Source organism: Tessaracoccus massiliensis (assembly GCF_000826065.2).
In the GTDB taxonomy this organism is placed as follows: domain Bacteria; phylum Actinomycetota; class Actinomycetes; order Propionibacteriales; family Propionibacteriaceae; genus Arachnia; species Arachnia massiliensis_A.
This window is the reverse complement of the sequence record NZ_LN623542.1, coordinates 281032-304742: the sequence shown is the minus strand read 5'-3', so window position 1 is coordinate 304742 and position 23711 is coordinate 281032. Positions and strand designations below refer to the sequence as shown.

The following is a 23711-nucleotide window of genomic DNA, read 5'->3' as shown; positions in this document are numbered from 1 at the left end:
CGCCCCTCGGTACATCGCGCTCACCGCTTCTCGAAGTGGTGCCAGTCCCAGCCGGAGAACCAGCTCCAGCCGTGGGACTGGAACGCCTTGACCGGGACGCTCGTGGCCGTCAGCATGCCGGGCACCACCGGGGTGCGCTTCACGTGCGCGGTGCTGGGATGCCACTTGCCGTTGGGATCTCGGTACGGGTTCTGCACCGGGTTGACGTCCACGGCGTAGCCGTAGCTGTGCGGCGACATCGCGTACGGGTTGCCCACCACCCTGCGGCAGTTGAACCCCGAGGTGTTGTTGGCGGCCATCATCTTGATGTCGTCGGCGCCGAACTCGTTGGGGTTGGTCATCTGGAAGACGGGGAAATCGCCCTCGAAGGTGCGCTTGAACACGTCGGCGACCTCCGCGGCCCGGTCACGCCGCACGATGATCTCGCCGCGGTAGACCCGCCCGTCCATCGACTGCTGGTTGATGCGGATGGTGCTCAGCGAGCTGGGGCCGACGGGGCAGCCACTGCGGTAGGTGAGCGCCACCTCCGCGGCGGTGGTGTTGGTGATCACCGGGTTCGCGGCGCGGACCCGTTCGATGCTGAGCGACCCGGCACTGGGGATGGTCGCGCCCCACGGGAGGGTGACGCACACGCGCACCTGCTGGGTGCCGAGCGACCCTTGGCCGTAGGCGTAGTCGAGCCTGTAGGTGCCATCGGAGGTGGTGCGGGCCTCGCCGGCCTTGACCCACCCCCCGGAGGTGGAGACCATCGCCTGCACCAGCAGGTTGCCGATCCCCGGGGCCACCTTGCCGGTGACCGACGCGGTGCCGAGGGGGTCGATCTTGCCATCCCCGGTGACGGTGACGCCCGCCTTGCGGAGCGTCACCTGCCGCGCGATCTCAGCGCCGTCGGGGCCGGTGACGGCGATGATCCCCTCGCCCGCGAATCCGCCGGCGACGTACGCGGTGAAGGCGCCCTTGGCCATCTTCGCCGTGCCCGAGGACCTGGCCTTGCCCGTCGCATCGCGCAGCTCCACCTTCACCTGGGTGCCGTCGGGTGCGGACGCGGTGCCCTTGACCTGGATGTCGCCCAGCCTGTCGTACAGTGCGCCGCCGGGGTAGCCCTCGTGTTGCACCGACGTGATCACTGCGGCCTGCGCAGCGGGCACGGCCGCGGGGGTGGCGGCTGCGGGCTCGAGGGTCGCGGGGGATGGGCTCACCGACTGTTCAGGTTCAGGTGATGGCGACTCTTCGGCGGCCCTCTGTTGTTCGCTGGCGCGCACGCTCAGGGGCCGGTCTTCGGGTTCGGGCTCGACGGTGGGTTCCGCCTCCTCGGCGACGCTCAGGGCCTTGGCCGCGTCGGCCGCGTCGGCCGCGGTGCGGGTCGATTCCGCGGGGACGCAGAACTCGGCGGCGGGGCCGCGGTCGGTGAACCGCACGATGTTGTTGAACACCCACTAGTGCTTCGCCACGTAGCCGGGGCCGCTCGGTGCCGTGGTGTAGGTGGTCATCCAGATCGACGAGCGGCAGGCGCCCAGGCCGGTCCACTGGGTGTCGCACTCGGTCTTCCAACGGCGACCGCCGCTGGTGTGTTCGCCGGGCGTGGCCAGCACGTTGCCGGCCCACTGGCTCCGCGCTGAAGGCTTGTAGGTGAGGTTGTTGAACGTCCAGCCGGTGGTCTGCACGTAGCGGCCGTTGATGTAGGCGATCGTGGTGGCCTTGATCTCCGTGCGGCAGCGCTCCACCGTCGAGGAGTACTTCTCGCAGGCCGTCTTCCACTCGCGGCCGTTGAGCCAGTGGGTGCCGGGCGTGGTGTACACATCCAGCGCCTCCGCCGTCGCCGCGGGGGGCACGACGGCGAGGCCCAGCGTCACCAGCAGGCTCAGCAGGGCGACCTTCACGGCCTTGAATCGGTGCGTCATCTGGAACCTCCGCCGTCACGATAACAGCGCCCTCTCGGTGCGGGCCGAACCTCGACCCCCACTCGACCTACGCGGTGGGTTCACCGTCTCGTGACGGCCAGTCGAGGTCCCGCCGCGAGTCGAAGCGGCGCGGGGTCCCGTCGACCGGGTCTGTGAACTCCAGCGACCACGCCAACAGCCGCAGCGGGGTGGAGAAGTCGTCGATCCCGGTGGGCAGTACCTCGGGGTACAGGGGGTCGCCCAGCAGAGGGATGCCCAACTGGTTGAAGTGGGCGCGGATCTGGTGCGTTTTCCCGGTGAGGGGGCGTACCTCGTAGAGGGCATGGCTCCCGCGCACTTCGAGCACGTCGATGTCCGTGAAGGCGTTCGGCTCCCTGTCCAGGGTTTCGGCCTGCATGGTGCCCACGCGCTTGATGAGGTGTGACTCGACGCGCCGCGGGAAGCTCAGCGATGCGTCGAACGGGGCGATGGCGCGGTAGACCTTGCGCGCCGAGCGGTCCACGAACACCGAGTGGTAGGCGGCGCGCCACCGCTGCTCGGTGGTCATGAGGAGGACGCCGGCGGTGCCGCGGTCGAGCCGGTGTGAGGCGGACAACTCCGGCAGCCCCAGCGACTGGCGGGCCTTCACCACGGCGCTCTGCACCACGTGCCTACCGCGCGGGATGGAGGAGAGGAAGTGCGGTTTGTCGAGCACGACGATGCGCTCATCCCGGTGCAGCACCGTCAGCTCGCCGGGCACCTCGGCCTCGTCGCGCAGTTCGCGGTGGAACCAGACGAACGTGTGCGGGCGGTAGACCTCCCCGCCGGTCCAGGGGCGACCCCGGTCGTCGACGAAGGCGCCGCGCGACAGCATCTCGTCGACGTCCTCCGGCGACGGGGCGAGCTTGTGGACGAGCCAGTCGCGCATCGTGGGCCAGGGCAGCGCGTTGGCGGGATCGCGGTCCGGGGTGCGCACCCAGGCGGCCTGCAGCCCGTGGCGGGGCGGAAGTGGGCTCTTGGGTGGCATCTGTCCTCCAGCCCGAGCCGGCGTCGGGCGATCTGGCGGCGAGGGTGGGATTCGAACCCACGGAGCGTTGCCACTCGGCCGCTTTCAAGGCGGCTGCACTAGTCCACTATGCGACCTCGCCAGTGCGCTCCATCGTAGCGGGTTGCGGCCGGTTCCTGAGCCGGCCGCCTCCGAGGATGAGGAGCGCTGCCTGTCGGAGGGACGCAGTACGCTCGGTGGCATGGCAGAGACGACCTACCTCATCCAGGCCCGGCCACCCGTGCGGGCGTTTGCGATCGCCGCTGTGGCCACCCTCCTGGGCGCCGTGGTGCTGGTCGCGGCGTTGAGTTCCGGGTGGCATGTCCTCGTCGCGATCCTCGGCGGCATGGTGATGGCGGCGGGATTCGTGCTGTTCGCCGCCGCGTTCACCACCATGGGCCGCAACGCCGTGCAGGTCACCTTCACGGAGGACGGCTACCGCGTGGAGGGCCGCGAGGTCAACGGCGAGGGCCACTGGGGAGACGTCACCAAGGTCACCCAGACGCAGAGCGGCAACCGCGTGACCATCCAGCACGGCCCGGACAGGGCCACCTACCTGATGTTCCCGGGCAACGACCCGAAGCAGGTCGACGACGTGGTGCTCGACATCCGCGAACGCCTCCGCGTCGTTAAGGGCATCTGATCGCTGATTGAGCCTGCGAGCGCCCCCAGCCGCTGATTGAGCCTGCGAGCGCCCCCAGCCGCTGATTGAGCCTGCGAGCGCCAGCGAGCAGTGTCGAAATCCGGTGAGGTGGCGGGCTTCCTCAGCCCTCCTCTTCGCCCTCCGGGTAGCCGTGCCAGGCGCAGGCGTCGGCGACGGTCTGCGCGCCCTCCTGCAGTTCAGGGGTGGCCGACGGCGACGGTGAGGCCGTCGTCGGGTCCGCCGTGGGCTCCACGGTGGTGGGCGCCGCGGTGGGTTGGACGGGCGAGGGTGCGGCCGTCGTCGGCTCGGGGTCCGGCGGGTTGAGGACGTTCTCGACGGCCTCGCGCATCTCGTCGAAATCCGGGTTCTCGTAGGAGTAGCCGTTCTTGCCGGGCGAGTAGACCAGGCGCTGCACCTTGGCGTCCTTGACCTTGAAGGCCAACTGGACGAAGGCCTTGAGGTCAGGCTGCGGGATGTCGGTGGTGACCATGTGGGAGGCCGCATTGGCGATGCCCTCGTAGCTGGTCAGCATGGTGGCGGGGTTGGCCTGCTTGATCACCGCGTCGATGAGGCAGGACTGGCGCGCCATGCGCGAGTAGTCCGACGTGGTGGCGCGGCTACGGGCGTACCACATGGCCTCGTAGCCGTTGAGGCGCTGATCCGGGCCGGGCTGGAGGCAGCGCTCGGGGTCGCGGCAGTTCTTGGCGGTGCCCATGGGTAGCGGCTCGTTGATGTTGACCTCCACGCCGCCCATCGCCGTGATGAGTCGTTGCAGTCCATCGATGTCGAGCATCATGAAGTAGTCCATGTGGAGACCGGTGATGCCTTCGACACCCAACTTCAGCGCCTCCGCGCCGCGGAAGGTGTTGCCCTCCATGAGGTCGGGGTAGTCGAGTTCCGTCTTGGCCCAGATGGAGTTGATCAGCCAGTCTGCCTCTGGCTCGCCGCGGAAACCGCGGGGGAAGGCCTCTGCCATCTCCGAGCCCTCGGGGAAGGGCGTGTACTGCACGTTGCGGGGGATCTGCACCAGGAGGGTGTCACCCGTGACGGTGTCGATGGAGGCCACCATGATCGTGTCGGTGCGCACGCTGTACTTCTCGACCTCGTCCGCACGGGCCTCGTTGCCGTCGGCGCCAAGCAGCAGCACGTTCACCCGCGGGATGTCCTTCCACGGGTCCTCTGTGGATTCGGTGGCCAGCGTGGGGCGCGTGGTGGACTTCACGCCGTCGCTACCGCCGTCGCCGGGGTTCTCCGGGCCGAAGACGTTCTCGAGCAGCAGGATCTGGTCGCGGGAGTAGCGCGCGCCCAGCGCCGACGGGGCCGCCACGCCGAACGCGAGCGCGGTGACCAGCACCGCACCCAGCACCCGCCGCCCGTGGCCGAGGCCGCCGGGGCGCGTGGCGATGTGGGTAGTGGCGATCAGCGCCACCCAGATCAGGCCCAGCATGATCAGCGACAGTGCGGCACGGCCGAGGAAATCGGGGTCGACGGCGATGGTGGCGAAGCTGGCCGTGTCGTTCAGCGCCCAGTTGGCGAAGTAGCCCACCAGGGCGATGGCGCCGACGGCGGTCACGGCGCCGGTGATCTTCTGCCAGCGTTCCGGCGCGCCCAGTAGGCCGGAGCCGGGCAGGATGGCTGAGGCGACGGTGAGCAGCAGCGAGGTGCGCAGCTTCTTGCGCTTGCCCTCGTCACCGGCGCGGGACGAGCCTGAGCCCGGATCTGTGGGGGCGCCGCCGCCGTCGGTGACGGTGGCGGGGGAGCCGGCGTGCCGGGGCTTGGGTTCCTGCCCGAAGGGCACGTCGGCCCACTCGCTGAGCGCCTCCTTGGCCCTGCTGGGTACCGGCGCAGGGCCCGCCGCGGGGCGGAACCAGTTCTTGTTCTCCAGGAGGGAGCGTCGCAGCACCGAGGTGTCTTCGACGCCGTCCTCACCGCCGTCGAGGTCTCGTGCGGCATCGATGTCAGGCTCGTCTCCGAGGCCGTAGCCCCGGCGCGGCGTCTCGTCGCTCATGCAATCTCCCTGAAATCGTCCTGCGCGCCAGTGTAACCCCGGCCTGTTTGGTGCTCACCATTCCGCTCGGCTAGGCTGGTTCGGCACTGGAGGTGTCGCCTAGTACGGTCTATGGCGCCCGCCTGCTAAGCGGGTTTCGAGCTTCAACTCGATCGCGGGTTCAAATCCCGCCACCTCCGCCAGTGAACCAGAACCCCCCGTCCCGGGGGTTTCTGCGTCTTCTGGGGCACCTCGCCGGCGCGACGCTCCACGCCACTGTGCTCCATGCCCGCGGCCCTAGGCTGAAGCCATGGCTGGTCTGACTGATCTCGGCGCGCTGCTGCGCGACCTCTCTCCCTCCGTGCGCGACGGGCGCTTCGTCTACGTGCTCCGGGCCGACGACACCCTCGACGACTACGACTGGGAGGCGCTCGAGGTGGAGGCCCAGGCCGTGATCGTGGAGGAGGAGGGCCGCACGCTGGTCCTCGAGGAGGAGGTGGCGCTCGACTATGACAAGCAGTTCGTCGGCGTCTTCGGCTGGATCACGCTCGAGGTGCATTCGTCCCTCCAAGCGGTGGGGCTGACCGCCGCCGTGTCCACCGCCCTCGCCGGGGCCGGGATCAGCTGCAACATGCTGGCCGGGCTGCACCACGACCACCTCCTGGTGCCCATCGACAGTGTCTCCAGCGCGCTCGAGATCCTGGAGCGGCTCACCGCGACCCCGTGAATGTCCTCCAGGTGGGGTCACCCTGCCCCATTCGGTGGGGGTGACCCCGTCTGAAGGACAGTTATCGCATCAACCCCCGTTCGTGGGCCAGGAGGTACTCCTTGCGGTCCACGCCCCCGGCGTAGCCGACGAGCTTTCCTGAGCTGCCCACCACCCGGTGGCAGGGCACCACGATGCTGATGGGGTTGCGGCCCACGGCCGTGCCGACAGCACGTGAGGCCGACGGGCGACCCAGTGCCGCGGCGATGTCGCCGTAGGTGAGCGTCTCGCCGTAGGGGATGGCGGCCATCTCCGACCACACCGAGCGCTGGAACTCCGTGCCCACCGGGTTCAGCGGCAGGTCGAAGACGGTGCGCTCACCGTCGAAGTACTCTCGCAGCTGCTGGGTGACCTCGGGGAGGGCGTCGTCCACCCGTTCGCCGAACGTCTCCGGGCCGGGCGCGTGCCGGTGCTCGGTCATGTAGATGGCGGCCAGCCCGCCGTCGCGCTCGACGATCGTGAGGGCGGCGATGGGGCTGTCCATGATGCTGTAGGTGCTCATTGATCCTCCGGGTGGCAGGCCGGACGGCCCGGGATGGTGTTGACGGCGTGGGGTGTGAGGGCCCACAGGTACTGGGCGGCGTAGCTGCGCCAGGGGCGCCAGGAGTCGTGGCCACCGAGGCTGATGCCGCATACCTCGGCGCGGTCGGCCCCGACGCCCAGATCGAGTTCTCTCCCGGCCAGCGCGCGGGCCAGCCGACGCAGCGTCTGGCGGCGCGCGTCCGGGAAGGCCAGCGCCGAGTCGGGAACCTCCGCCACGGCCTCGGTGGTGGGGAACAGGTGCGTGAGTCCCGGGATGGGGGTCTCAACGGCGGCCCCCGCCGCCGCGACCAACCGCGCCCCGTGGGTCTGGGCCGCAGCGGTGGACACCTGCTGCCCGAGGACGATCCGCACGGCCAACTCGTCACCGTCGACGCTGCGAGGGATCCGGCAACCGGGATGCTTCCGCACGAGCGCGCCCAGGTGGGGGTCGCGGCCGAGGTGGCCGGCGACGGCGACGGGGTCGGCGTCGAGGTCGAGCAGGCGCCGCACCCGCGAGATGGCGGTGGGGAGGGTGGGGAGGGTGAGGTCGACGAAGGTCAGGCCCCCGCTCGACGGCGTGGGCCGCCGTCGGGTGCGGGCCAGGGCGACGGGGCCGGCGCCCACCCCGTCGGCGAGGAGCCGCTGCAACTGGCGCGGCGAGTAGCCCAGCGTCGCGGCCAGCCCCGGGACGCCCTCCCGGTCCACCACGCCGTCGTCGATGAGGCGCATGGCCCTGGCGACGGTGTCGCCGCGCACGTCCCATTCCGGCGACCCCGGGGCCGCCCCCGGGAGGCAGCGCTTGCATGCGCGGAACCCGGCGGCCTGCGCGGCCGCGGCGGTGGGGTAGAACCGCACGTTGCCGGCCTGCGGGGTGCGCGCCGGGCAGGAGGGCCGGCAGTAGATGCCGGTGGACGTGACGCCGGTGTAGAACACCCCGTCGAAGCGCGCGTCCTTCGCGCGGATCGCCCTGAGGCAGGCGGCTTCGTCGGTGTGCATGCCTCCAGTGTGGCTGACGACGACTGCCTGAACTAGCAGGAATGCGACACGGCGGTGACGCAGATTTCCGTGGACGAGGCCCCGTTTTGGCGAATCGGCGAAGAACCACGTATAGTTCTTTCTTGCCCAAGCGCTCGTAGCTCAACGGATAGAGCATCTGACTACGGATCAGAAGGTTGGGGGTTCGAATCCCTCCGAGCGCGCTCCTCCAGGCCCCGGTCATCGACCGGGGCCTGACCCGTTTCCAGCCAGGTAATCGGCACGCCCGTCCGCATGGCCCACAAGAGCATCGTCTGCCGTGAGATTCGAACGCGGTCATTCAGCCAGTTCCCCACCGATGTGCGGGCAACGCCCAGGTAGTCGGCCATCTCTTGAACTGACAGGTTGGCGTGTCTCAGAGAAATCCTCATGCGATCACCGGTGGTGACCTCCGGGACAACTCCGACATCAAGTTGCTGCAGCGTCATGCAATAAGTCTTGCACAGCAGCGCTCTTATATCTAGAGATGGCGGCTTTGTCGGTCGACACGCCGGATAGCAGTGTTTGCCGTTAAAGCTAAGGTTGTGCAATGATCAATGCGTGCAAGACATCGTGTTCCTGAGCGTCCCCCAGCTCGCTGCTGAGCTTGGCCTGGACCCGTCAACCGTCTACCGCCGTGTTCAGCGGGAGGATGTGACCTATAAGCCGGATGCCTACAACGGGCGCCAAGCGCTGTTCGCGCCGTCGACCGTGCTGCGGATCAAGGAGTATGAGGCGGGCCGGCTGGCCGGGTCTCCCAGTAGCCCGTCTTCGCCGACGCAGGTGGAGGGCTGATCGTGATGGGTGACCGCCAAAGCGAGCGCAAGAACATTGCTCGGCATGTGAACTGGGCGTTGCGCGCTCCGGTATACGGGATGGAACGCAAGTTCGTCCTCGCCACGATGGCCTACTACGCTGACGATGACGGGGTCACTGCGCCGCCGCTGGCCCGTGTTGCGGAGCTGACGCTCCTTCCGGAAGCTGACAACCCGCAGGCACCTGGGCAGTCTCATCGAGCCAGGGTGGCTGGGGCTTCTGCGACCGGCATCCGGCGGTAGCCCCGCTGTGTATCGACTCAGCGATCCCTTCGAGCAACTCCGTCAGGCGGGCTGAGTCATGTCCGTTCGAGCTTTGAACTGGGCGTTCTCGTCCATCGTCGGGAGCACCACCAACAAGGCGGTCCTCCTCGTGCTGGCCAACTACGCCAACGACGAGGACGAGGCCTGGCCCTACATCGAGACAATTGCCTCGACGGTGGAGTGCGGACGCAGAACTGTCGAGCGGGCCCTGGCGGCACTGGAGGAAGCCGGCTTCATCACGCGACGCCCGGGCTACATGATCGGACACAAGGGTGGCGGGCTACGTCAGACGAACTCGGTGTTCGAGCTCAATATTCCCGGCGCGAAACCAGCCGCCCAAGCCACCGGACGCCCCAATGTCGTGAAAAGTGAAACCCCTAGTGAAGTCCGCTACGTCAAATCTGACGCAGCGGTGGGCGTCCGCTACGACACTGGTGACGCACCGGAAGCCGTCACGGGCGAAACCCCTAGTGAAGTCCGCTACGTCAAATCTGACGCAGCGGTGGGCGTCCGCTACGTCACCGGTGACGCACCGGAAGCCGTCACGGGCGAAACCCCTAGTGAAGTCCACTACGACACCAGTGACGCAGCGGCGCACCGGTGCGACACTGGTGACGCTACCGCTGCGACACTGGTGACGCACCTATATAAGGAAGAACCACCATCTAGAACCACCATCCCTAACCCCCCTACCCCCCAACCTTCCGGAGATCGCCCGGTTCAGGTCAGGGACGGTCAGGGGACGGTTCGAGACGTCGACCGAACCCGACAGCCCCGGGCTGACGTGACCGCCGCCGACACAGCGGATTGGGAGCTGGTCCGCAGCTGCCTGCCGGAGTCGATGCAGGCCCTCGACGGCGGCACTGTCGCTCGGGTCGCGGCGATGCTGCGGGAACGTCTCGACGCGGCGTGGTCGGCTCGCCTGATCCACGACATCCTCGCCGGGAACAGCCTTCCGGGTGAAGTGCGCCGCCTCGGTGGCCTCGTCGTTGCTCGCCTGGACGGCATCCCGGTGGAAGCTGCTCCCAACCCCGCCGTCGCGCCTCCCAAGCCGCGTTCCCTCACCGACGAGGGCCCGGCCTTCCACCCGCTGTGGCAGGTCGAGCGAGCCCGCGCCCGCTTCGCTGGCGACCCGACCGCGAACGAGCCGATCCCGTGGTGGGTGGCCCGCTACCCCGGCGTCTCGAAGATCCCCCACAACGTGAGCATCCAGGACTTCCTGCTGGAAGAACGGCTCCACCCCCACAACCCCGAGGAGGTCGAAGCGTCATGACCACCACCGCCCTCGAGGAGCTCGTGTTCTGCGGCAACCCCACCCTCGATATTCCACGGAATCGCGACTGCCACATCGCTGCACTCCCGGCCGACGCCTGCGCCTCCTGGCGCAGCGTCACCACCGACCCGGCCACCGGCCTGCCCGTCCGGCAGCACTGGCTCTGCCCGACCTGTATCACGGCGTTGAAGGAGACAAACCAGTGATCCAGCAAGTCCACGTCATGCTGTGCGCCAACATCTTCCCCGACGAACAACCCGCCGGTCACGCGACCTACCTGACAGACACCGACGGCACCACGGCCCTGTTCTGGAACGCCGCCGAAGCCGCCGCGGCAGCCACCGATCTCGGATGGACCACCATCGGCGCAGACGACATCGACACTCGCCTGTGGATCTGCCCTGCCTGCGCCGCAGCACGAGCTGGCGCCACAACCGATACGGAGGCCGTGGCATGACCCAGAACCCTCTTCACCTGGCGCCCGCAGCCGTGGCACCGACCACAGCCTCCCAGCTACCAGCCCCCGCCAACAGTCCTGTCGGACCAGTTCGAGACGATGGAAGTCCTTCTTCCTTCTCACCCGAACTAACCGAAAGGAACACAATCATGAAGAAGCTCGTGCTCGCCGTCCTGGCGGGCCTCATCACGACCACCCTCGCGGTGGTTGGACCCCCGGCTGCGCACGCGGACGTGGACATTTACATCACTCCTGGCCAGCACACGGTGGGTGGGCGTCAGTGGCGCACGTCGTGCGAGCCGTATTCGCAGGCGCAGCGGTGCCGTACCGAGATTTGGGCTACCCAGATCGTGAAGTCGGGTGGCCGTTGGGTGCAGACGAACGGGTGGGTGTTCAACAACCTGACCTACACCCCGTCGCCTCGTTCGGTGTGGAGCTCCAACCCGTTGGGGGCGTATGGCCGTGTCGGTGGCACCGTCTCCTGGACGGATGCCTCGGGCAGGGGCTGGCGCACCGAATGCGACAACGCCTCGACGGGCCGTAACGGCTGCCGTACCTACGCGCAGGCCACGGTCGTGTCGGCGGTCGGTGGACGGTACGTCCAGTCGACCCAGTGGGTGTTGAACAACATGGTCCGGTTTGGTCCCGCGGCGGAACCCGTTGAGGTTGCTGCGCCGGCACCGCAGCCCGGTCCGGTCCAGCCGTCTCCCCTTCCGCCACCGGCACCGCAGCCCGGCCCGACCACACCGGTTCCGCAGCCCAAGCCGACGACGCCTCCGCCGTTGCCGCCACCGGCGCTGCCGCAGCTGCCGCGGCTGTGAGCCAACCTGCTGAGCCGGTGTGGGTGCCCACCGAACCTGAGTGCGTCGACTGGTCGGCATCGTCGTCGGCCGGGTGGCAAACCGTGTCCACACCCCGCGAAGACCTAGACCTGTACCCGGCCAGTGTGGACACTGCACCCGAGCCCCCATCGTGGGATGAGGAACCTGTGCAGCGCCCACTGTGGGTCGTCGGCGACGACGACACCCTGGTGGCATCCTCGCCGGACTATTCCACGGAATTGCCGCCGCCCCCGACACCGGCGGGCACTGCCGCAGTGGCGGATGCAGCCACGGACGCGTGCCGGTATGCAGCCACCAAAGGTGTGGTGTCGTCCTCAATGCTGCAACGCGACCTCCACATCGACGCAGACATGGCAGAGAAAGTGCTGGCGGTGCTGGAGTCCCAGAAGATCATCGGGCCAGCCAACGGCCCATTTCCCCGCGCTGTGCTGATCAAACCGGCTCAACTGAATGCCTCGCTCGGCCGAGTGCGGTCAGCGGCCGCACGGACACCACAGGTGGAAGGGATATCGCTATGACCTCCATGGACGACCTGGCACGCCAAGTCACCGACACCCTGATCGCCTTCGACAAGCGGCTAGCCCAGATGGAAACCGGCGCGTCGTCGGCACCCCCGCAGGAAGCCAGCGAGTTGTCGCCGGCGATGTTCGCGTCCATGGAGGAGTGGTTCGAGTGGCTGTTCCTCACCTACCACCTCCAAGACACACTGTTGATCGAACTATCGCGGAACCGGGCCATCCAGCAGGAGTTCGCCGCTCTCCACGCCGCCTACGTCTCGGTGGTGACAGAAGGCAAACCATCGTTCGCGTGGGTCCACTGGCACGACGCGCTGGCCCGCGTCCTGAGCCGCTGCAGCCACCACATCACCGCCAGGAAGAATGTCGAGGCCCAAGAAGAAGCCGAAGGCCAAAGAGAAACGAGAGTCCGCTGATCCAAGTGCGCGGAGCTTCCCCTGCCACCACGCTGACCGTCTTCAGTGCGCCCGGTAGGCTGCTGCGGTGAGAATGCGGGAGATGACATCGGCCGTCCGCGGTGCTTACCTGTCCAACACGGGTCCCGTAGCGTATCTGGACGAGTCCTACAGCGTCGATCCCGCGCACCCGCACAAGTTCTACATCATGAGCGCTGTGGTCGTGGAGCCCGATCAGCGTGACCTCCTGCGCTCAGAGATTGTCGCTGCGGCAGGTTCGAGTTGGTGGCACACCACTGATGCTCTGCGTAGTGAGGACGGCCGGTTACGGACCCATGCCATGCTCACGGCGTTGGCTGATCCGGCGGGGATGGAATGGTGCGTCATCGCGCATCGTCGCGCGATCGAGCCAGGGGACGTCGATGGTGAGGAGGCACGTGCTGCAGCACTGACTGCCCTGCTGGCGCATCTAGCCACAGGCTCATCTCCCGTGGGTGATCCGGTGTCGCTGTTCGTCCTGGAGCGGCGCCGAGAGCGACGCCAAGCCAACCGGGACGCGCGGACGAAAGCCCAAGCTGTCGCAGATGGTGTGATATCTGCGCGCACCAGCCTGCTTCAGGTCACGCCTGCGGAGGAGCAACTGTTGTGGTTGCCTGATGTGGTGTGCAGCGCCTACCGTCAGCAGGTCGTTCGCGGCGACAGCAGCTACTTCTCGCACATCGAAGCGATGACCACCTTGCTGGAAAACTGAAGCAGCCCTTGGCTGCCGTAGCTACACCAAGGGCCAACCCCGCTCACCCTATAAAAGGGGAGCAAGAGGTCTTGCTACTCACTACAGTAGCACGCCCGCCCTGCGGATCTCGCCCGGCAGCCCGTTTCGCCGCTCTCCACACCGCCTACATTTCAGCGGCGACAGAAAGCCAACCATCGTTCACGTGGGTCCTCTGGCGCGATGCGCTGACCGAGTGCTGAGCCGCTGTACCCACCACATCACCACCAGGAAGAACGCTGAGGCCCAAGAAGAAGCCGAGAGCCAACCAGGCTCTAACCCCGCTGCGCTATAGCGTTCCAACAGCGCGTGCATCCCTCGGTTGCGAACGCCCACCAACTGGCGGGTATCCCGCATCAGGATGAGATTCGACGCATCGTCGTTTGACAGAGTATCTCGGGGGGTGCACGATGTGCGCAGTCGCGGGTCTCACCGTTGAGACCTGCCCTTAGATCAAAGGTACTTGTGGTTATGCGGTGGTTGCGTTGTGCGCTGTGGGGCGCGGTTTCGGTTGCGTTGGTGTCGGGTGTGGGGGCGGTAGGCCCGGCGTGGGCCGATCCGGTGGATAGACACGGAGCGCTCATGTCTCGAATGGGCGGAGCGAAATCCGAACGCATGGGCTTACACCGCTGGGGTAGTAAGAAGAACGCTGCTTACCGCCGGACGACCAAGGCGGCGTTGTCGGCCTACAGGGGGGGAGCGAATAGTGCCGTGAGCGGCGGCTCAGACCGCTGGGCTAGCCGCAGCAGGTGGCGATAGTGGCGCCGGAGGTCTGGCTGAGTGAGACGGCCTCTGCCAAGCGGTCGGGGCGTCGCATGGTTCACGGTGTTGGCCAGCCCGGGCTCATGTTCAGCTTTGGATCCGCTCAAGTGATGGGTTGGGGGGCGCTCGGGTGTGCAGCGGTCCTTCTGGGGCTGGAAGGTCTCCAATGGTTTACAGCCGCTCTCGCCTTGCTATTCGTGTGTGGAGCGTGGGTGGGTGGCTGGCCGTTCGCGGTTGTCGTCACTCGGAAGGGGATCCTGACGCGTCGGGGGTTCGTTCGTTTCGACAGGATCGTAGCTGTCGGGTGGGCGTGGTCGGGCGATCCGCTGTTGCCGTTCTGGGAGAGTTGGGTCCCTGTGCTCATAGTGCGGGGGCGTTCTGAGCTCTGCTGGCGGCCACTTCCTGAACTCAGACGTGGCGGTGTTTCTCGGGAACTCAGCCGGGAGAGAGCCCTGCTTCGCCTGACGGGCCCGAACGACGTGTTACGTGTGCCGATGCCGTCAGAGGTGGTGCGGGGGTTGGACTGGCCCTGGTCATGAGTCTGCTGGGAAGTTCCTCTTCTGAGGGCAGTCTGAACCGCCGCCGGGCGTGATCAGTTTGTCGGTAGCCCAGCAGGGCACCAGTCAGAGGCAGTGAACCGCCCCGGGTCTGGTGGAGGGTTTGATTCCACGAAAGGATGATGACCATGCCAGCACCGAGGAAGTATCCGCCAGAGTTGCGGGACCGCTCGATCCGTCTGGTTCGCGAAGCGATGAAGGAGGAGCCTTCGTTGTCGATGAACCAGGCGGTGATCAGGATCGGGCAGCGTGTCGGGGTCAATCCAGACACGCTGCGCGGGTGGACGAAGCAAGCCCGCATCGACGCGGGCGAGGCCTCGGGGACGACCACCAGTGACGCGGCCCGGATCAAGCAGCTTGAGCAGGAAGTGCGTGAGCTCAAGCGCGCCAACGAGATACTGATGGCGGCGTCGAGTTTCATGCGCAGCGGGAGCTCGACCCGCGACTGCCGTGGTAGTCGAGTTCATCGACGACCACAGGGCTCGGTTCGGGGTCGAGCCGATCTGCCGCGTGCTGACCCAGCACGGTTGCAAGATCGCCCCGTCAACCTATTACGCCGCCCGAGCCAGGACGCCGTCGGCGCGGACTGTTTCGGATGCGGTGGTGTGGGAACACATCGAGGCGGTGCAAGCGGATCGGGCGAAGGGCCGAGGCGTGGCCGGATACCGCAAGATGTGGCACCTGCTCAAACGCGACGGCGTCGACGTGGCGCGCTGCACGGTGGCCCGGCTGATGCGCGAACACGGGATGCAAGGCGTTGTCAGAGGCCGGAAGAAGGTCATCACCACCCAGCCGGATGAGACCGCTTCGCGGCCGGCTGACCTGGTGGGACGCAACTTCACCGCTGCGGCTCCGAACCGGTTGTGGATCGTCGATTTCACCTATGTGCCGACGTGGTCGGGGATGGTGTTCACCGCGTTCGTCACCGACGTGTTCTCCCGTCGGATCGTCGGCTGGCGCACCCATCACCGGATGCCGACCGAACTGCCGCTCGACGCCTTGGAGATGGCGCTGTGGGTCCGCGGCCGTGCCGGCCACCACGTCGATGGGCTGATTCATCACTCCGATGCCGGGCGTCAGTACACAGCCATCCGCTACCACCAACGCCTCTGCGAGGCCGGGGCGCTGGCCTCCATCGGCAGCGTCGGAGACAGCTACGACAATGCGATGGCCGAGTCGGTGATCGGGCTCTACAAGACCGAGTGCATCAAGCTCGACGGACCGTTCAAGACCGTCGACGAGGTCGAACTGGCCACGCTGATGTGGGTCGACTGGTACAACACCGGCCGGCTCCACTCAGCCATTGGCTACTGCTGGCGTCGCAGTACCAGAAGCAGCGCCGTGAACTCGCCGCCGACCGTAGAGCCGCGTTCGCAAAGATGCCTGATGGCCCGAACCAGGTGTGGCAACTGGACTTCTCCGAGTTCGAGACCACCACGGGCGGCACGTGGCGGATCGCAGGATGCCGGGACTGGTACTCGAAGTATGAGCATCCCTGGCATGTCTCACCCACCGGGAACAAGCACGACGCGATCGCCGCGGTCGAGCTCGCCTTGGCTGACTACGAGGCCCTGTTCGGTCACCCGTTGGCCGATGCCTGCCCGATCAATGAGATCACTGGTGAGGTGCTGCCCGTGGTCACGATCGTGACCGACAACGGTGGCCCGTTCCGCTCGATCGACTTCGAGTTGTTCATCACCTCGCACCCCGAACTCCAACACGTCCGGACCTGGGTCAAGAGCCCCGGGCAGAACGGCTCACGCGAACGCGGGTTCGGCACGTTGAAGTACGAACGCTTGTTCCTCGACGAGATCCCCGACGCGTTGACCTTGGTCGAACGAGCGGAAGACTACCGCATCGAGTACAACACCGAGCGCCCTCACGAGGCGATCGCCTGGAACCGGCCCCTCGAGGTCCACCTCGGGCGAGCCAGCACGACCGTCCCCACCTTTGAACAAGAAGAAATCCTGCCAACTACTTGACGCGGGACAAATCTGCCGCAGCAGATATCTGGGGTGTTGCCTGGGTTTGTGGGTTGGGTCGATGTGTCGGGGTGGGGTGAAGGTCGGTAGCCCGGTGTCCGGGTCGAGGTGGGCGTGCCATTGGGAGTTGGGGGACCGGGGCCGCGGCGGCCGGCAAGGGTTGGAGCGAGGCTGCGGCCAGCACCCCCGTGATGAGGACGGTCAACAGCTTTCTCATGATTCCTCCCGTGGTTGCCGATGGCGGGGGGAGGGCTGCGCGGCGTGCGCTGGGGCGGGCGTCGATGCTGCTCGGTGCCACCGGTACTGACGATGCTACGCCTGAGTCCGTCGGAAGTGAGGGCCCACGTCACACACCCCTTGGGGTGGGCTCCGGCTTCGGCAAGTACCCCCGGATGGGCCGGGCTGCTGCCTAGACTCGAAAGGCCCGATGCATCCGGATCGAGAGCGGTCCGGGGGCCTGACGAAGGAGAACCGCGCATGGCCACGAAGAAGTCGCCCTTGAAGAAGCCCGCTGCCAAGAAGGTCACCGCTGCCGACGACGCGGCCCTCTCCGCTCCGCCGCCCGGCCCCGGCATCGAGAATCCGCCGGTGGAGGAGCCGACGTCTCCCGTCGCGCCGCCGCCGCCCAAGCCGTCGCAGGGTTCACCCGAGACGGTCACCCCGACCGGGGCTCCCACCGGCGCCTCGCCGGAGTCCAAGGCGCAGCAGGCCGAGTACCTCACCACCGCGCAGGGCGCGCGGCTGCGCAGCACCGACCACGCCCTCAAGGCCGGCCCCCGCGGCCCGGTGCTGCTGCAGGATCACCACCTACGCGAGAAGATCACGCACTTCGACCACGAACGCATCCCCGAGCGCGTCGTGCACGCCCGGGGCACCGGAGCGCACGGCGTGTTTGTCGCGAACGGCCGGGCGGAGAAGATCTGCCGTGCCGCCTTCCTGAAGAAGGGAGTCGAGACCGACGTCTTCGTCCGCTTCTCGACGGTCGCCGGGTTCCGCGGCTCCTCCGACACCGTCCGCGACACCCGCGGGTTCGCGACGAAGTTCTACACCTCCGAGGGCAACTACGACCTCGTCGGCAACAACATCCCCGTCTTCTTCATCCAGGAGGGCATCAAGTTCCCTGACATCGTGCACGCGGTCAAGCCCGAACCCGACCGGGAGATCCCGCAGGCGCAGAGCGCGCACGACACGTTCTGGGACTTCGTCTCCCTCCACACGGAGGCCCAGGCGCACGTGGCCTGGAGCATGTCCGACCGGGCCATCCCCCTGTCGTACCGGATGATGGAGGGCTTCGGCATCCACACCTTCCGGCTCATCAACGAGGCGGGCGAGACCAGCCTGGTGAAGTTCCACTGGAAGCCGAAGCAGGGCATCCACAGCCAGGTCTGGGAAGAGACCCAGATGACGGCGGGCAACGACCCCGACTTCCACCGTCGCGACCTGTACGACGCGATCGACGCCGGCGCCTTCCCGTCCTACGACCTCGGCGTGCAGGTGATGCCGGACAGCGACGACGAAACCTTCGAGGGCATCGACCTGCTCGACCCCACCAAGATCGTCCCCGAGGAGCTCTGCCCAGTCGAGATCATCGGCACGATGACGCTCAACCGCCGCCCCACCAACTTCTTCGCCGAGGTGGAGCAGGTGATGTTCAACCCCGGCAACCTGGTGCCCGGCATCGACATCACGAACGACCCGCTGCTGCAGGTGCGGCTGTTCTCCTACATCGACACCCAGATCACCCGCCTGGGCGGGCCGAACTTCAGCCAGATCCCCATCAACCGCGCCCACTGTCCGGTCAACGACATGTTCCGCGACGGCTTCCACCAGCACGCCGTCCACGGCGGGGTGGCGCCATACCGCCCGAACTCGCTCGACGGCGGCAACCCGGCCGTCGCCGACGACGAGAGCGGCGCGTTCATCGACGTCCCGCAGCGCGTCGAGGGCGCGAAGGTGCGGGAGTTGTCCGAGAGCTTCGACGACCACTTCAGCCAGGCCACGCTGTTCGTCCGCTCGCTGACCGACGTGGAGCGCCAGCATCTGACGAGGGCCTACGTCTTCGAGCTCGGCAAGTGCTACGAGGAATCGATCCGCGTCCGGCAGCTGCAGTGCCTGGCCAACATCGACGCCGACCTCTGCGCCGAGGTCGCCAAGGCACTCGGCCTGCCCGCACCGGAGCCGACGGTGCCGCCGGCCGCAGACGTCGAGCCGAGCCCGGCGCTGTCCCAGATCCGGGGCACGTGGCCGGTAACCGGCCGCAAGATCGCGCTCATCGTCGACGCCGACACCGATCCCGCCGCCATCGCGGCGGCTAAGGATGCCGTCATGGCCGCGGGCATGCTGCCGTTCGTCACCGCGCCCCATGGCGGCAAGCTGGGTGACGTCGTCGTCGATCGCACGTTCCTCACTGCGGCGTCGATCGAGTTTGACGCGGCCCTGGTTGTGGAGGCCCCTGCGCCCGCGCCGGACGCCGAGCCCACGTTCGATGCCAAGGCCGGCCACTCGACGGCGGGGAAGCCCCTCGACCCGCGGGTGGTGAAGATGGTCGGCGAAATGTTCCGCCACTGCAAGGCGATCGCCGTTGCCCCGGGGGCGACCGCGGTGCTGGAGGCCGCCGGTGTCCCGGCGGACGCAATCGGCGTCGTCACGGAAGAGCCGGAGGCCGCCGTTGCCGGGCTGGCAAAGCTGCTCGCCACCCATAGGGTCTGGGAACGGTTCCCCACCGCCAAGCCCACTGCGAAGGAGTAATCATGTCGAACGCCGATCGATTCGCGGACCTGTCCTTCGAGGGGGTTGATCCCAAGTCTGCGGCCCGCGCGGCGCTGGAGGCGGCCGAGCAGCCCCACCAGTGAAACTGATTGCCCGGCTGCGCCGGGTGATGCTGCACGAGCGCGCCCTGCTGGCGCTCAAGTCCGGGCTCGCCGCCGGGCTCGGCTGGGCGGTGGGGGCGCGGTTCCCCGGCGAGATGGCGGAGTACGCCTACTACGCCTCGCTGGGCGGCATCTCGGTCATCTACCCGGCCGTCAGCGACTCGGTCCGCGAGGCGTTCCGAGCCACCGCTGCCATTATTCTGGGCGCGCTGGTCGCCGCCCTGATGCAGGTCATCTCGTGGCCCAACGCGTTGACCGTGGCGCCGGTGGTGGTGATCGGCACCGCCCTGGGGGGTCTGCGCTTCCTGGGGGAGCAGCGGCACTGGGTCGCGACGGCGGCGCTGTTCGTGCTGATCTTCTCCGGCGACCCCCCGCAGGACTACATCCTCATCTACGTGGGGCAGATCCTGACCGGTGCGCTGATCGGGCTGGGCGTCAACGCGGCGCTGCCGAAGATGAACCTCACGTCGCTCAGCGATGCGACTGAGGGGCTGCGGGCGGAGCTTGTGGTGCAGCTGCGCCGGGTCGCGGAGTTGCTGCGCGAGCACGACGAGCCAGAAGCAGAGCAGTTGGAGGCGGTCTTCGACGAGATCGACAATGAGCGCGATCGGCTGCGGCAGGCGCTGGAGAAGGTCAAGCGGTCCACCGAGGGCAACCCCCGGGCGGTCCGCTACGAGGGCGTCCGCCGTTCCCTCCAGGACCGGGCGCGGTCGCTGGCGCACATCGCGTTCATGGTGCAGGACGTCGGCGTCGTCCTCCAGGACGTGCAGCGCGACGACTACCGGGTGCTCAACCACCAGCTGCGCCGGGCCACAGCCACGGCCTTCGCCGGCCTCGCCGATGTGATCGTAACCCCGACCGCGGAGCTGGCGGAGCGGGTCCGTGAGGATGTCACCGCCCTGATGAACCAGGTCCACAACGCGGAGTTCGACGACGTCGAGGGCCGTTATCTGGCGGGGATCATCGCCGCGTCTGCGCAGCTCTCACTCAGCCCGGCGCTCAGCAGTCTGCCGGTCGTCGAGGACTCCTGACTCGCCTGGCGGGTGTGGGGCGAGGAGTACGCTGGTTGGCATGAGCGAGGGCGCTTGCCGACGGATCTCCGTCAAACCAGGGGAGGCCACCTCCCCGAGAATTGAGAGTCACGACGGCGTCTGGCGCGTGCGCTCGACCGAGGCGGTGCGCCAGATCCTGCGACAGCGTGACGCCACCGCGCAGGCGGGCTTCAACTCCGAGTCCATTCCCGGCGGCACGATGGCCGACCAGCCGATCGATGGCGGCGCTGCACCTCCTGCGCGACGGCGCGCTGCGTGCCCGTTACGTGCAGGCCGATGAGGCGGAGCGGTACGCGATCCTCCACGAGACCCTGAGGCTCGAGCCGATCGTCGGGCACCTGTACCGGCGTGCCGAGCGTGAGTTCACGTTCGACGACGCGGGGGTCACGCACACCGTCCGGGCCGGGCAGCTGCTCGACCTGCACATCCGCCAGGCCAACGCCGACCCGGCGACGGTGGGGGAGTTGCTCGCTGGTTCCGGGGTGGCAGTCGACGTACCGGCCGACCTTCCCGCCGAGGCGCCGGACGTCGAGGAGACGCTCGTCTTCTCATCGGTCCCGCCCGGGCGCTCGCCGAGCGCTGACGCCCCCTCCGGGGTAGCCTCGCAGTTGTGAGGATTGCCACCTGGAACGTGAACTCCGCCAAGCAGCGGATGCCCCGGCTGTTGCCGTGGCTTGCGGAACGTCAGCCCGACGTCGTCTGCCTCCAGGAGACCAAGCTCACCGACGCCGGGTTCGCCGATCTCTTCGACGGACCGCTGGCCGAACTCGGGTACGAGGCGGCCCACCACGGGCAGGGCGGGTTCAACGGCGTCGCGCTGCTGTCGCGCGCCGGCCTGGCCGACGTGGAGCGCAACTTCGCCGGGCAGCCCGACTACCGTGGGGCCACCGAGGCTCGGGCGATCAGCGCCACGTGCGGGGGAGTGCGGGTGCACAGCCTCTATGTGCCCAACGGCCGCGAGGTGTCCTCCGACCACTACGACTACAAACTCCACTGGCTGGACGCGCTCGCCGACGCCGTCGCGCAGGGCCCCGCCGACGTCGCTCTCTGCGGGGACATGAACGTCGCCCCCGCCGACGCTGACGTCTTCGACCCTGCCGCCTACATCGGGCACACCCACGTCACCGCGCCGGAGCGGGAGCGGCTCGCCGCCTTCGGGCTGGTCGACGTCGTCCGAACGCGTTGGCCGGAACATGAGCGGTTGTTCTCGTACTGGGACTACCGCGCCGGCATGTTCCACCAGGATCTCGGGATGCGCATCGACCTGGTCCTCGCGTCGCGCCCGGTGGCCGACCGCGTCGCGGCGGCCTGGGTTGACCGCGCCGCCCGCAAGGGGAAGCTGCCCAGCGATCACGCGCCGGTCTTCGTCGACCTCGACCAGGCTCCCGACGGCGACATCGGGCCCGTCGTGCCCCCGCCATCGAACCCCAAGCGGGGAGGTCGGACGCGTCTGCCGCAGTCGCGCGGGTGATCTTCACCGCCCGCAGCCGCGCAATCGGAACGCCAACGGCTGTGGCGGCACGCCACCGGCGTCTGCCACACGCCAACGGGGGATGGGCCGTACGCTTGCCGTCGTGAGCACGACATCATCGCGGCCATCGCCGCCGCTGCCCTAGCCCTGCTTGGCCTGGTGGGGCTCGTCTTACCCTCCGGGCAGCACAGGGTGCGGGTCGACGCTCGCTCGCTTCGGGCGCTCTACTCAGCAGGGCGTCGGTCGGGACTCGCGGTGGCGTCGAGCCCGGTGGCAGTTCCGTCGTCGGGGACGAGACGGAGCTGGGGGGTCGGCCGGGGAACCGCCGTCGTGAGGACCGGCGCGGCCGCCCACGCCGCACTCGCAACAGGCGATCGAGCTTGGCGGCCAGATCCCCGGGAGTGCGGTCGATGCCAGAGTGCAGTCACAGAATGCCGTCTTGGAGCGACGAAGACCGCCTGCGTCCGTGAGCCGACGCCCCGTGCAGCGTGGTTCTCCGCTCAGAGGTCCCATCGAGCGCCCTGCTAGAGGGTTCGCGGGTTGCTCCCCTTGGCCCTCCGGTCCTGCGGATCGGCCGCGCGGGCACGGCGCAAGGTCTAGCGTCGGTACATGACGTGGCGCGAGATGATGCTGGATCAGTTGGAGTTCTTCTGGAACGTGCACCTGTGGGCCCCGGCTCGAGGGAGTGACCGACGACGAGTACTAGTGGGAGCCGGTCCCGGGCTGCTGGTCGCTTCGCCGTGACGACCGGGGCGAGCTGAGGCACGAGATCTTTGCGGTTGACCCTCCCGTACCCCCGGTCACGACGATCGCGTGGCGCATCGTGCACATCGGGCGCGACGTCCTCGGCACCCGGGCAAGAGCGTTCTTCGGCGACCCGTCGCTGCCCGAGGGCGCGCTGCCCACCGAGGACTTCGCCATGTACGACGCACGCTGGTGGCCCGAACCCCTGCCCGCGACGGCCGATGAAGCCCTGGCGTTCCTCGACAAGACCTACACGATGTGGTGCGACGGCATCCGAACACTCGACGACGAAGCGTTGCTCCGCCCGCTCGGCCCGCGGGGCGATCACCATGCTGACCAGTCCTGGGGCGCGTTGGTGCTGCACATCAACCGCGAGGTGATGGCCCACGGCGCGGAGGTGTCGCCGCTCCGCGGCCTGTATCGCGCCCAGCGTGACCAGGAGGATCCGGTGGTTGGAGCCGCGCGCCGTGATGACGCGGCCGAGGTGGCGAGGCTGATGGACGAGGGTGTCGAGGTGCCGCCGTTGCTGCTGGGGAGGAGTCGGGCCGACGCCATTGGGACGTGGTGCGGGCGCTGGTCGAGCACGGCGCCGTCGACGGCGGCAACCCGAGCGCGCTGCACTACGCAGCCGCAGCGGGGGAGCCGTCAATCGTCCGGCTGCTGCTGGACCACGGGGCGGACGGGGAACTGCTAGATGCCAATATCGGCATGCCGCCGTCTGCATGGGCGGAGTACTTTCGGCCACCCCGAGACGGCCCAGTTGTTGCGGGGTGACGGCGAGTAGCCACCGGTACCGCCAACCGCTCAGAGGCCCAAGTAACCCCCAACTGAACTTGGAGGATCATGGCGAACTTCCAAGTTTGGGCTTCTCAAACTTGGATCTGTCGCGCGTCGGTCAGTCCTGACTGCCGTGCCCGAGGCCGAGGAACCGTTCGAGGAAGGCGCCGAGACGGGTGAGGACCCGTTGCTTCTTCTCGCCGTGCCCGCCGGCGGGGGCGAAGCGGGAGACCGGAGGGAGGATCCGTGTCACCGCGGTGCCGGTGGTCTGGAGGGCCACGTCGGTGAAGGCGTTGTAGCAGAGGCGAG

At 68.0% G+C, this 23711-nt stretch carries 25 protein-coding genes, 3 tRNA genes, 2 pseudogenes and 1 other annotated feature; of the genes and pseudogenes, 21 read left to right on the top strand and 9 right to left on the bottom strand.

Going from position 1 to position 23711, the window contains the following annotated elements; genetic code table 11:
• Nucleotides 1–20: 20 nt before the first annotated feature.
• The 4 genes from BN1186_RS08500 to BN1186_RS08485 all read right to left on the bottom strand — a co-directional run bounded on the left by BN1186_RS08500 (nt 21) and on the right by BN1186_RS08485 (nt 3028).
• The gene (locus BN1186_RS08500; RefSeq protein ID WP_052459961.1) at nt 21–1433 is read right to left on the bottom strand and encodes a M15 family metallopeptidase; all 1413 of its coding nucleotides are present in this window, start codon (nt 1431–1433) and stop codon (nt 21–23) included.
• Nucleotides 1434–1436: 3 nt separating this feature from the next.
• Nucleotides 1437–1901 (bottom strand): hypothetical protein, encoded by a 465-nt coding sequence (locus BN1186_RS08495; protein WP_040283622.1) that lies wholly within the window; start codon nt 1899–1901, stop codon nt 1437–1439.
• Between the two features lie 67 nt (nt 1902–1968).
• Entirely contained in the window at nt 1969–2808 is an 840-nt protein-coding gene (locus tag BN1186_RS08490; RefSeq protein WP_218975459.1) for a pseudouridine synthase, read from the bottom strand.
• 132 nt (nt 2809–2940) lie between these two features.
• Nucleotides 2941–3028: transfer RNA gene (locus BN1186_RS08485), tRNA-Ser, on the bottom strand.
• A 99-nt stretch (nt 3029–3127) separates the two neighbouring features.
• Here BN1186_RS08485 and BN1186_RS08480 point away from each other — a divergent pair.
• Complete coding sequence (locus BN1186_RS08480) at nt 3128–3568, top strand: hypothetical protein (protein WP_040283620.1); 441 nt, start codon at nt 3128–3130, stop codon at nt 3566–3568.
• A gap of 121 nt (nt 3569–3689) precedes the next feature.
• On the opposite strand, the gene BN1186_RS08475 is transcribed toward BN1186_RS08480, so the two are convergent.
• Nucleotides 3690–5576 (bottom strand): LCP family protein, encoded by a 1887-nt coding sequence (locus BN1186_RS08475; protein WP_052459960.1) that lies wholly within the window; start codon nt 5574–5576, stop codon nt 3690–3692.
• 88 nt (nt 5577–5664) lie between these two features.
• On the opposite strand from BN1186_RS08475, the gene BN1186_RS08470 reads away from it, so the two are divergent.
• Nucleotides 5665–5758 (top strand) — tRNA-Ser (locus BN1186_RS08470).
• A gap of 107 nt (nt 5759–5865) precedes the next feature.
• Nucleotides 5866–6282 (top strand): ACT domain-containing protein, encoded by a 417-nt coding sequence (locus BN1186_RS08465; RefSeq protein ID WP_040283619.1) that lies wholly within the window; start codon nt 5866–5868, stop codon nt 6280–6282.
• Between the two features lie 61 nt (nt 6283–6343).
• On the opposite strand, the gene BN1186_RS08460 is transcribed toward BN1186_RS08465, so the two are convergent.
• Both BN1186_RS08460 and BN1186_RS08455 read right to left on the bottom strand, forming a co-directional pair.
• The gene (locus BN1186_RS08460; RefSeq protein ID WP_040283618.1) at nt 6344–6823 is read right to left on the bottom strand and encodes a methylated-DNA--[protein]-cysteine S-methyltransferase; all 480 of its coding nucleotides are present in this window, start codon (nt 6821–6823) and stop codon (nt 6344–6346) included.
• Nucleotides 6820–7839: a DNA-3-methyladenine glycosylase 2 gene (locus tag BN1186_RS08455; RefSeq protein WP_040283617.1), complete on the bottom strand. Its 1020-nt coding sequence runs from the start codon at nt 7837–7839 to the stop codon at nt 6820–6822. The genes BN1186_RS08460 and BN1186_RS08455 overlap by 4 nt, the downstream gene beginning before the upstream one ends.
• A 130-nt stretch (nt 7840–7969) precedes the next feature.
• Between BN1186_RS08455 and BN1186_RS08450 the strand changes: the two genes are divergently transcribed.
• Nucleotides 7970–8042 (top strand) — tRNA-Arg (locus tag BN1186_RS08450).
• Here the strand turns inward: BN1186_RS08450 and BN1186_RS16500 are convergent.
• Nucleotides 8001–8249 (bottom strand): helix-turn-helix domain-containing protein, encoded by a 249-nt coding sequence (locus BN1186_RS16500; RefSeq protein WP_425471491.1) that lies wholly within the window; start codon nt 8247–8249, stop codon nt 8001–8003. The two genes, BN1186_RS08450 and BN1186_RS16500, sit on opposite strands and share 42 nt — an antisense overlap.
• A gap of 169 nt (nt 8250–8418) precedes the next feature.
• Here BN1186_RS16500 and BN1186_RS08440 point away from each other — a divergent pair, with 169 nt between their 5' ends.
• The 17 genes and pseudogenes from BN1186_RS08440 (at nt 8419) to BN1186_RS16485 (ending at nt 23399) form a co-directional block, all read left to right on the top strand.
• Nucleotides 8419–8652: an AsnC family protein gene (locus BN1186_RS08440; protein WP_040283616.1), complete on the top strand. Its 234-nt coding sequence runs from the start codon at nt 8419–8421 to the stop codon at nt 8650–8652.
• A 321-nt stretch (nt 8653–8973) separates the two neighbouring features.
• Nucleotides 8974–10209 carry a helix-turn-helix domain-containing protein gene (locus tag BN1186_RS08435; protein ID WP_074436979.1) on the top strand — a complete coding sequence of 412 codons (1236 nt, stop codon included), beginning with the start codon at nt 8974–8976 and terminating at the stop codon, nt 10207–10209.
• Nucleotides 10206–10415, top strand: a complete 210-nt coding sequence (locus BN1186_RS08430; protein ID WP_040283612.1) for a hypothetical protein — start codon at nt 10206–10208, stop codon at nt 10413–10415. Before BN1186_RS08435 ends, BN1186_RS08430 begins: the two co-directional genes overlap by 4 nt.
• A complete protein-coding gene (locus BN1186_RS08425) occupies nt 10412–10666 on the top strand; it encodes a hypothetical protein (protein WP_040283611.1) in 255 nt (84 codons plus the stop codon). The genes BN1186_RS08430 and BN1186_RS08425 overlap by 4 nt, the downstream gene beginning before the upstream one ends.
• Nucleotides 10667–10815: 149 nt before the next feature.
• A complete protein-coding gene (locus BN1186_RS08420) occupies nt 10816–11487 on the top strand; it encodes a hypothetical protein (protein ID WP_040283610.1) in 672 nt (223 codons plus the stop codon).
• Between the two features lie 167 nt (nt 11488–11654).
• Nucleotides 11655–12026 (top strand): DNA translocase FtsK, encoded by a 372-nt coding sequence (locus BN1186_RS08415; RefSeq protein WP_074436978.1) that lies wholly within the window; start codon nt 11655–11657, stop codon nt 12024–12026.
• Nucleotides 12023–12439 (top strand): hypothetical protein, encoded by a 417-nt coding sequence (locus BN1186_RS08410; protein WP_040283609.1) that lies wholly within the window; start codon nt 12023–12025, stop codon nt 12437–12439. Before BN1186_RS08415 ends, BN1186_RS08410 begins: the two co-directional genes overlap by 4 nt.
• 82 nt (nt 12440–12521) lie before the next feature.
• Nucleotides 12522–13169, top strand: a complete 648-nt coding sequence (locus tag BN1186_RS08405; protein WP_147625367.1) for a hypothetical protein — start codon at nt 12522–12524, stop codon at nt 13167–13169.
• A 1456-nt stretch (nt 13170–14625) separates the two neighbouring features.
• Nucleotides 14626–14838, top strand: a pseudogene (locus tag BN1186_RS16495) (hypothetical protein); the annotation flags it as partial.
• 79 nt (nt 14839–14917) lie between these two features.
• Nucleotides 14918–15049: a sequence feature (AL1L pseudoknot), on the top strand.
• Nucleotides 14957–16156, top strand: coding sequence for an IS3 family transposase (locus BN1186_RS08395; RefSeq protein WP_139650973.1), 1200 nt, complete (start codon nt 14957–14959; stop codon nt 16154–16156). It overlaps the preceding feature by 93 nt.
• Complete coding sequence (locus BN1186_RS16040) at nt 16141–16488, top strand: integrase core domain-containing protein (protein ID WP_222704310.1); 348 nt, start codon at nt 16141–16143, stop codon at nt 16486–16488. Before BN1186_RS08395 ends, BN1186_RS16040 begins: the two co-directional genes overlap by 16 nt.
• Before the next feature lie 477 nt (nt 16489–16965).
• A complete protein-coding gene (locus tag BN1186_RS08385) occupies nt 16966–19236 on the top strand; it encodes a catalase (protein WP_052459959.1) in 2271 nt (756 codons plus the stop codon).
• A gap of 100 nt (nt 19237–19336) precedes the next feature.
• Nucleotides 19337–20389, top strand: coding sequence for an FUSC family protein (locus BN1186_RS08380; RefSeq protein ID WP_040283607.1), 1053 nt, complete (start codon nt 19337–19339; stop codon nt 20387–20389).
• A gap of 239 nt (nt 20390–20628) precedes the next feature.
• Nucleotides 20629–21024, top strand: coding sequence for a hypothetical protein (locus tag BN1186_RS08375; RefSeq protein ID WP_040283606.1), 396 nt, complete (start codon nt 20629–20631; stop codon nt 21022–21024).
• Entirely contained in the window at nt 21021–21881 is an 861-nt protein-coding gene (locus BN1186_RS08370) for an exodeoxyribonuclease III (RefSeq protein ID WP_040283605.1), read from the top strand. Before BN1186_RS08375 ends, BN1186_RS08370 begins: the two co-directional genes overlap by 4 nt.
• 823 nt (nt 21882–22704) lie before the next feature.
• Nucleotides 22705–22962 (top strand): annotated as a pseudogene (locus tag BN1186_RS16490) (DinB family protein); the annotation flags it as partial.
• Nucleotides 22963–23186: 224 nt separating this feature from the next.
• The gene (locus BN1186_RS16485; protein ID WP_074436975.1) at nt 23187–23399 is read left to right on the top strand and encodes an ankyrin repeat domain-containing protein; all 213 of its coding nucleotides are present in this window, start codon (nt 23187–23189) and stop codon (nt 23397–23399) included.
• A 121-nt stretch (nt 23400–23520) separates the two neighbouring features.
• Here the strand turns inward: BN1186_RS16485 and BN1186_RS15475 are convergent, their stop codons facing one another.
• Entirely contained in the window at nt 23521–23682 is a 162-nt protein-coding gene (locus BN1186_RS15475; RefSeq protein WP_180349045.1) for a hypothetical protein, read from the bottom strand.
• Nucleotides 23683–23711 lie beyond the last annotated feature (29 nt).

Coding starts and splice junctions, on each gene's coding strand:
- BN1186_RS08495 (WP_040283622.1), bottom strand. CDS start 1,901: ATGACGCACCGATTCAAGGCCGTGAAGGTCGCCCTGCTGAGCCTGCTG.
- BN1186_RS08490 (WP_218975459.1), bottom strand. CDS start 2,808: ATGCGCGACTGGCTCGTCCACAAGCTCGCCCCGTCGCCGGAGGACGTC.
- BN1186_RS08480 (WP_040283620.1), top strand. CDS start 3,128: ATGGCAGAGACGACCTACCTCATCCAGGCCCGGCCACCCGTGCGGGCG.
- BN1186_RS08475 (WP_052459960.1), bottom strand. CDS start 5,576: ATGAGCGACGAGACGCCGCGCCGGGGCTACGGCCTCGGAGACGAGCCT.
- BN1186_RS08465 (WP_040283619.1), top strand. CDS start 5,866: ATGGCTGGTCTGACTGATCTCGGCGCGCTGCTGCGCGACCTCTCTCCC.
- BN1186_RS08460 (WP_040283618.1), bottom strand. CDS start 6,823: ATGAGCACCTACAGCATCATGGACAGCCCCATCGCCGCCCTCACGATC.
- BN1186_RS08455 (WP_040283617.1), bottom strand. CDS start 7,839: ATGCACACCGACGAAGCCGCCTGCCTCAGGGCGATCCGCGCGAAGGAC.
- BN1186_RS16500 (WP_425471491.1), bottom strand. CDS start 8,249: ATGAGGATTTCTCTGAGACACGCCAACCTGTCAGTTCAAGAGATGGCC.
- BN1186_RS08435 (WP_074436979.1), top strand. CDS start 8,974: ATGTCCGTTCGAGCTTTGAACTGGGCGTTCTCGTCCATCGTCGGGAGC.
- BN1186_RS08430 (WP_040283612.1), top strand. CDS start 10,206: ATGACCACCACCGCCCTCGAGGAGCTCGTGTTCTGCGGCAACCCCACC.
- BN1186_RS08420 (WP_040283610.1), top strand. CDS start 10,816: ATGAAGAAGCTCGTGCTCGCCGTCCTGGCGGGCCTCATCACGACCACC.
- BN1186_RS08410 (WP_040283609.1), top strand. CDS start 12,023: ATGACCTCCATGGACGACCTGGCACGCCAAGTCACCGACACCCTGATC.
- BN1186_RS08405 (WP_147625367.1), top strand. CDS start 12,522: ATGACATCGGCCGTCCGCGGTGCTTACCTGTCCAACACGGGTCCCGTA.
- BN1186_RS08385 (WP_052459959.1), top strand. CDS start 16,966: ATGGCCACGAAGAAGTCGCCCTTGAAGAAGCCCGCTGCCAAGAAGGTC.
- BN1186_RS08375 (WP_040283606.1), top strand. CDS start 20,629: ATGGCGGCGCTGCACCTCCTGCGCGACGGCGCGCTGCGTGCCCGTTAC.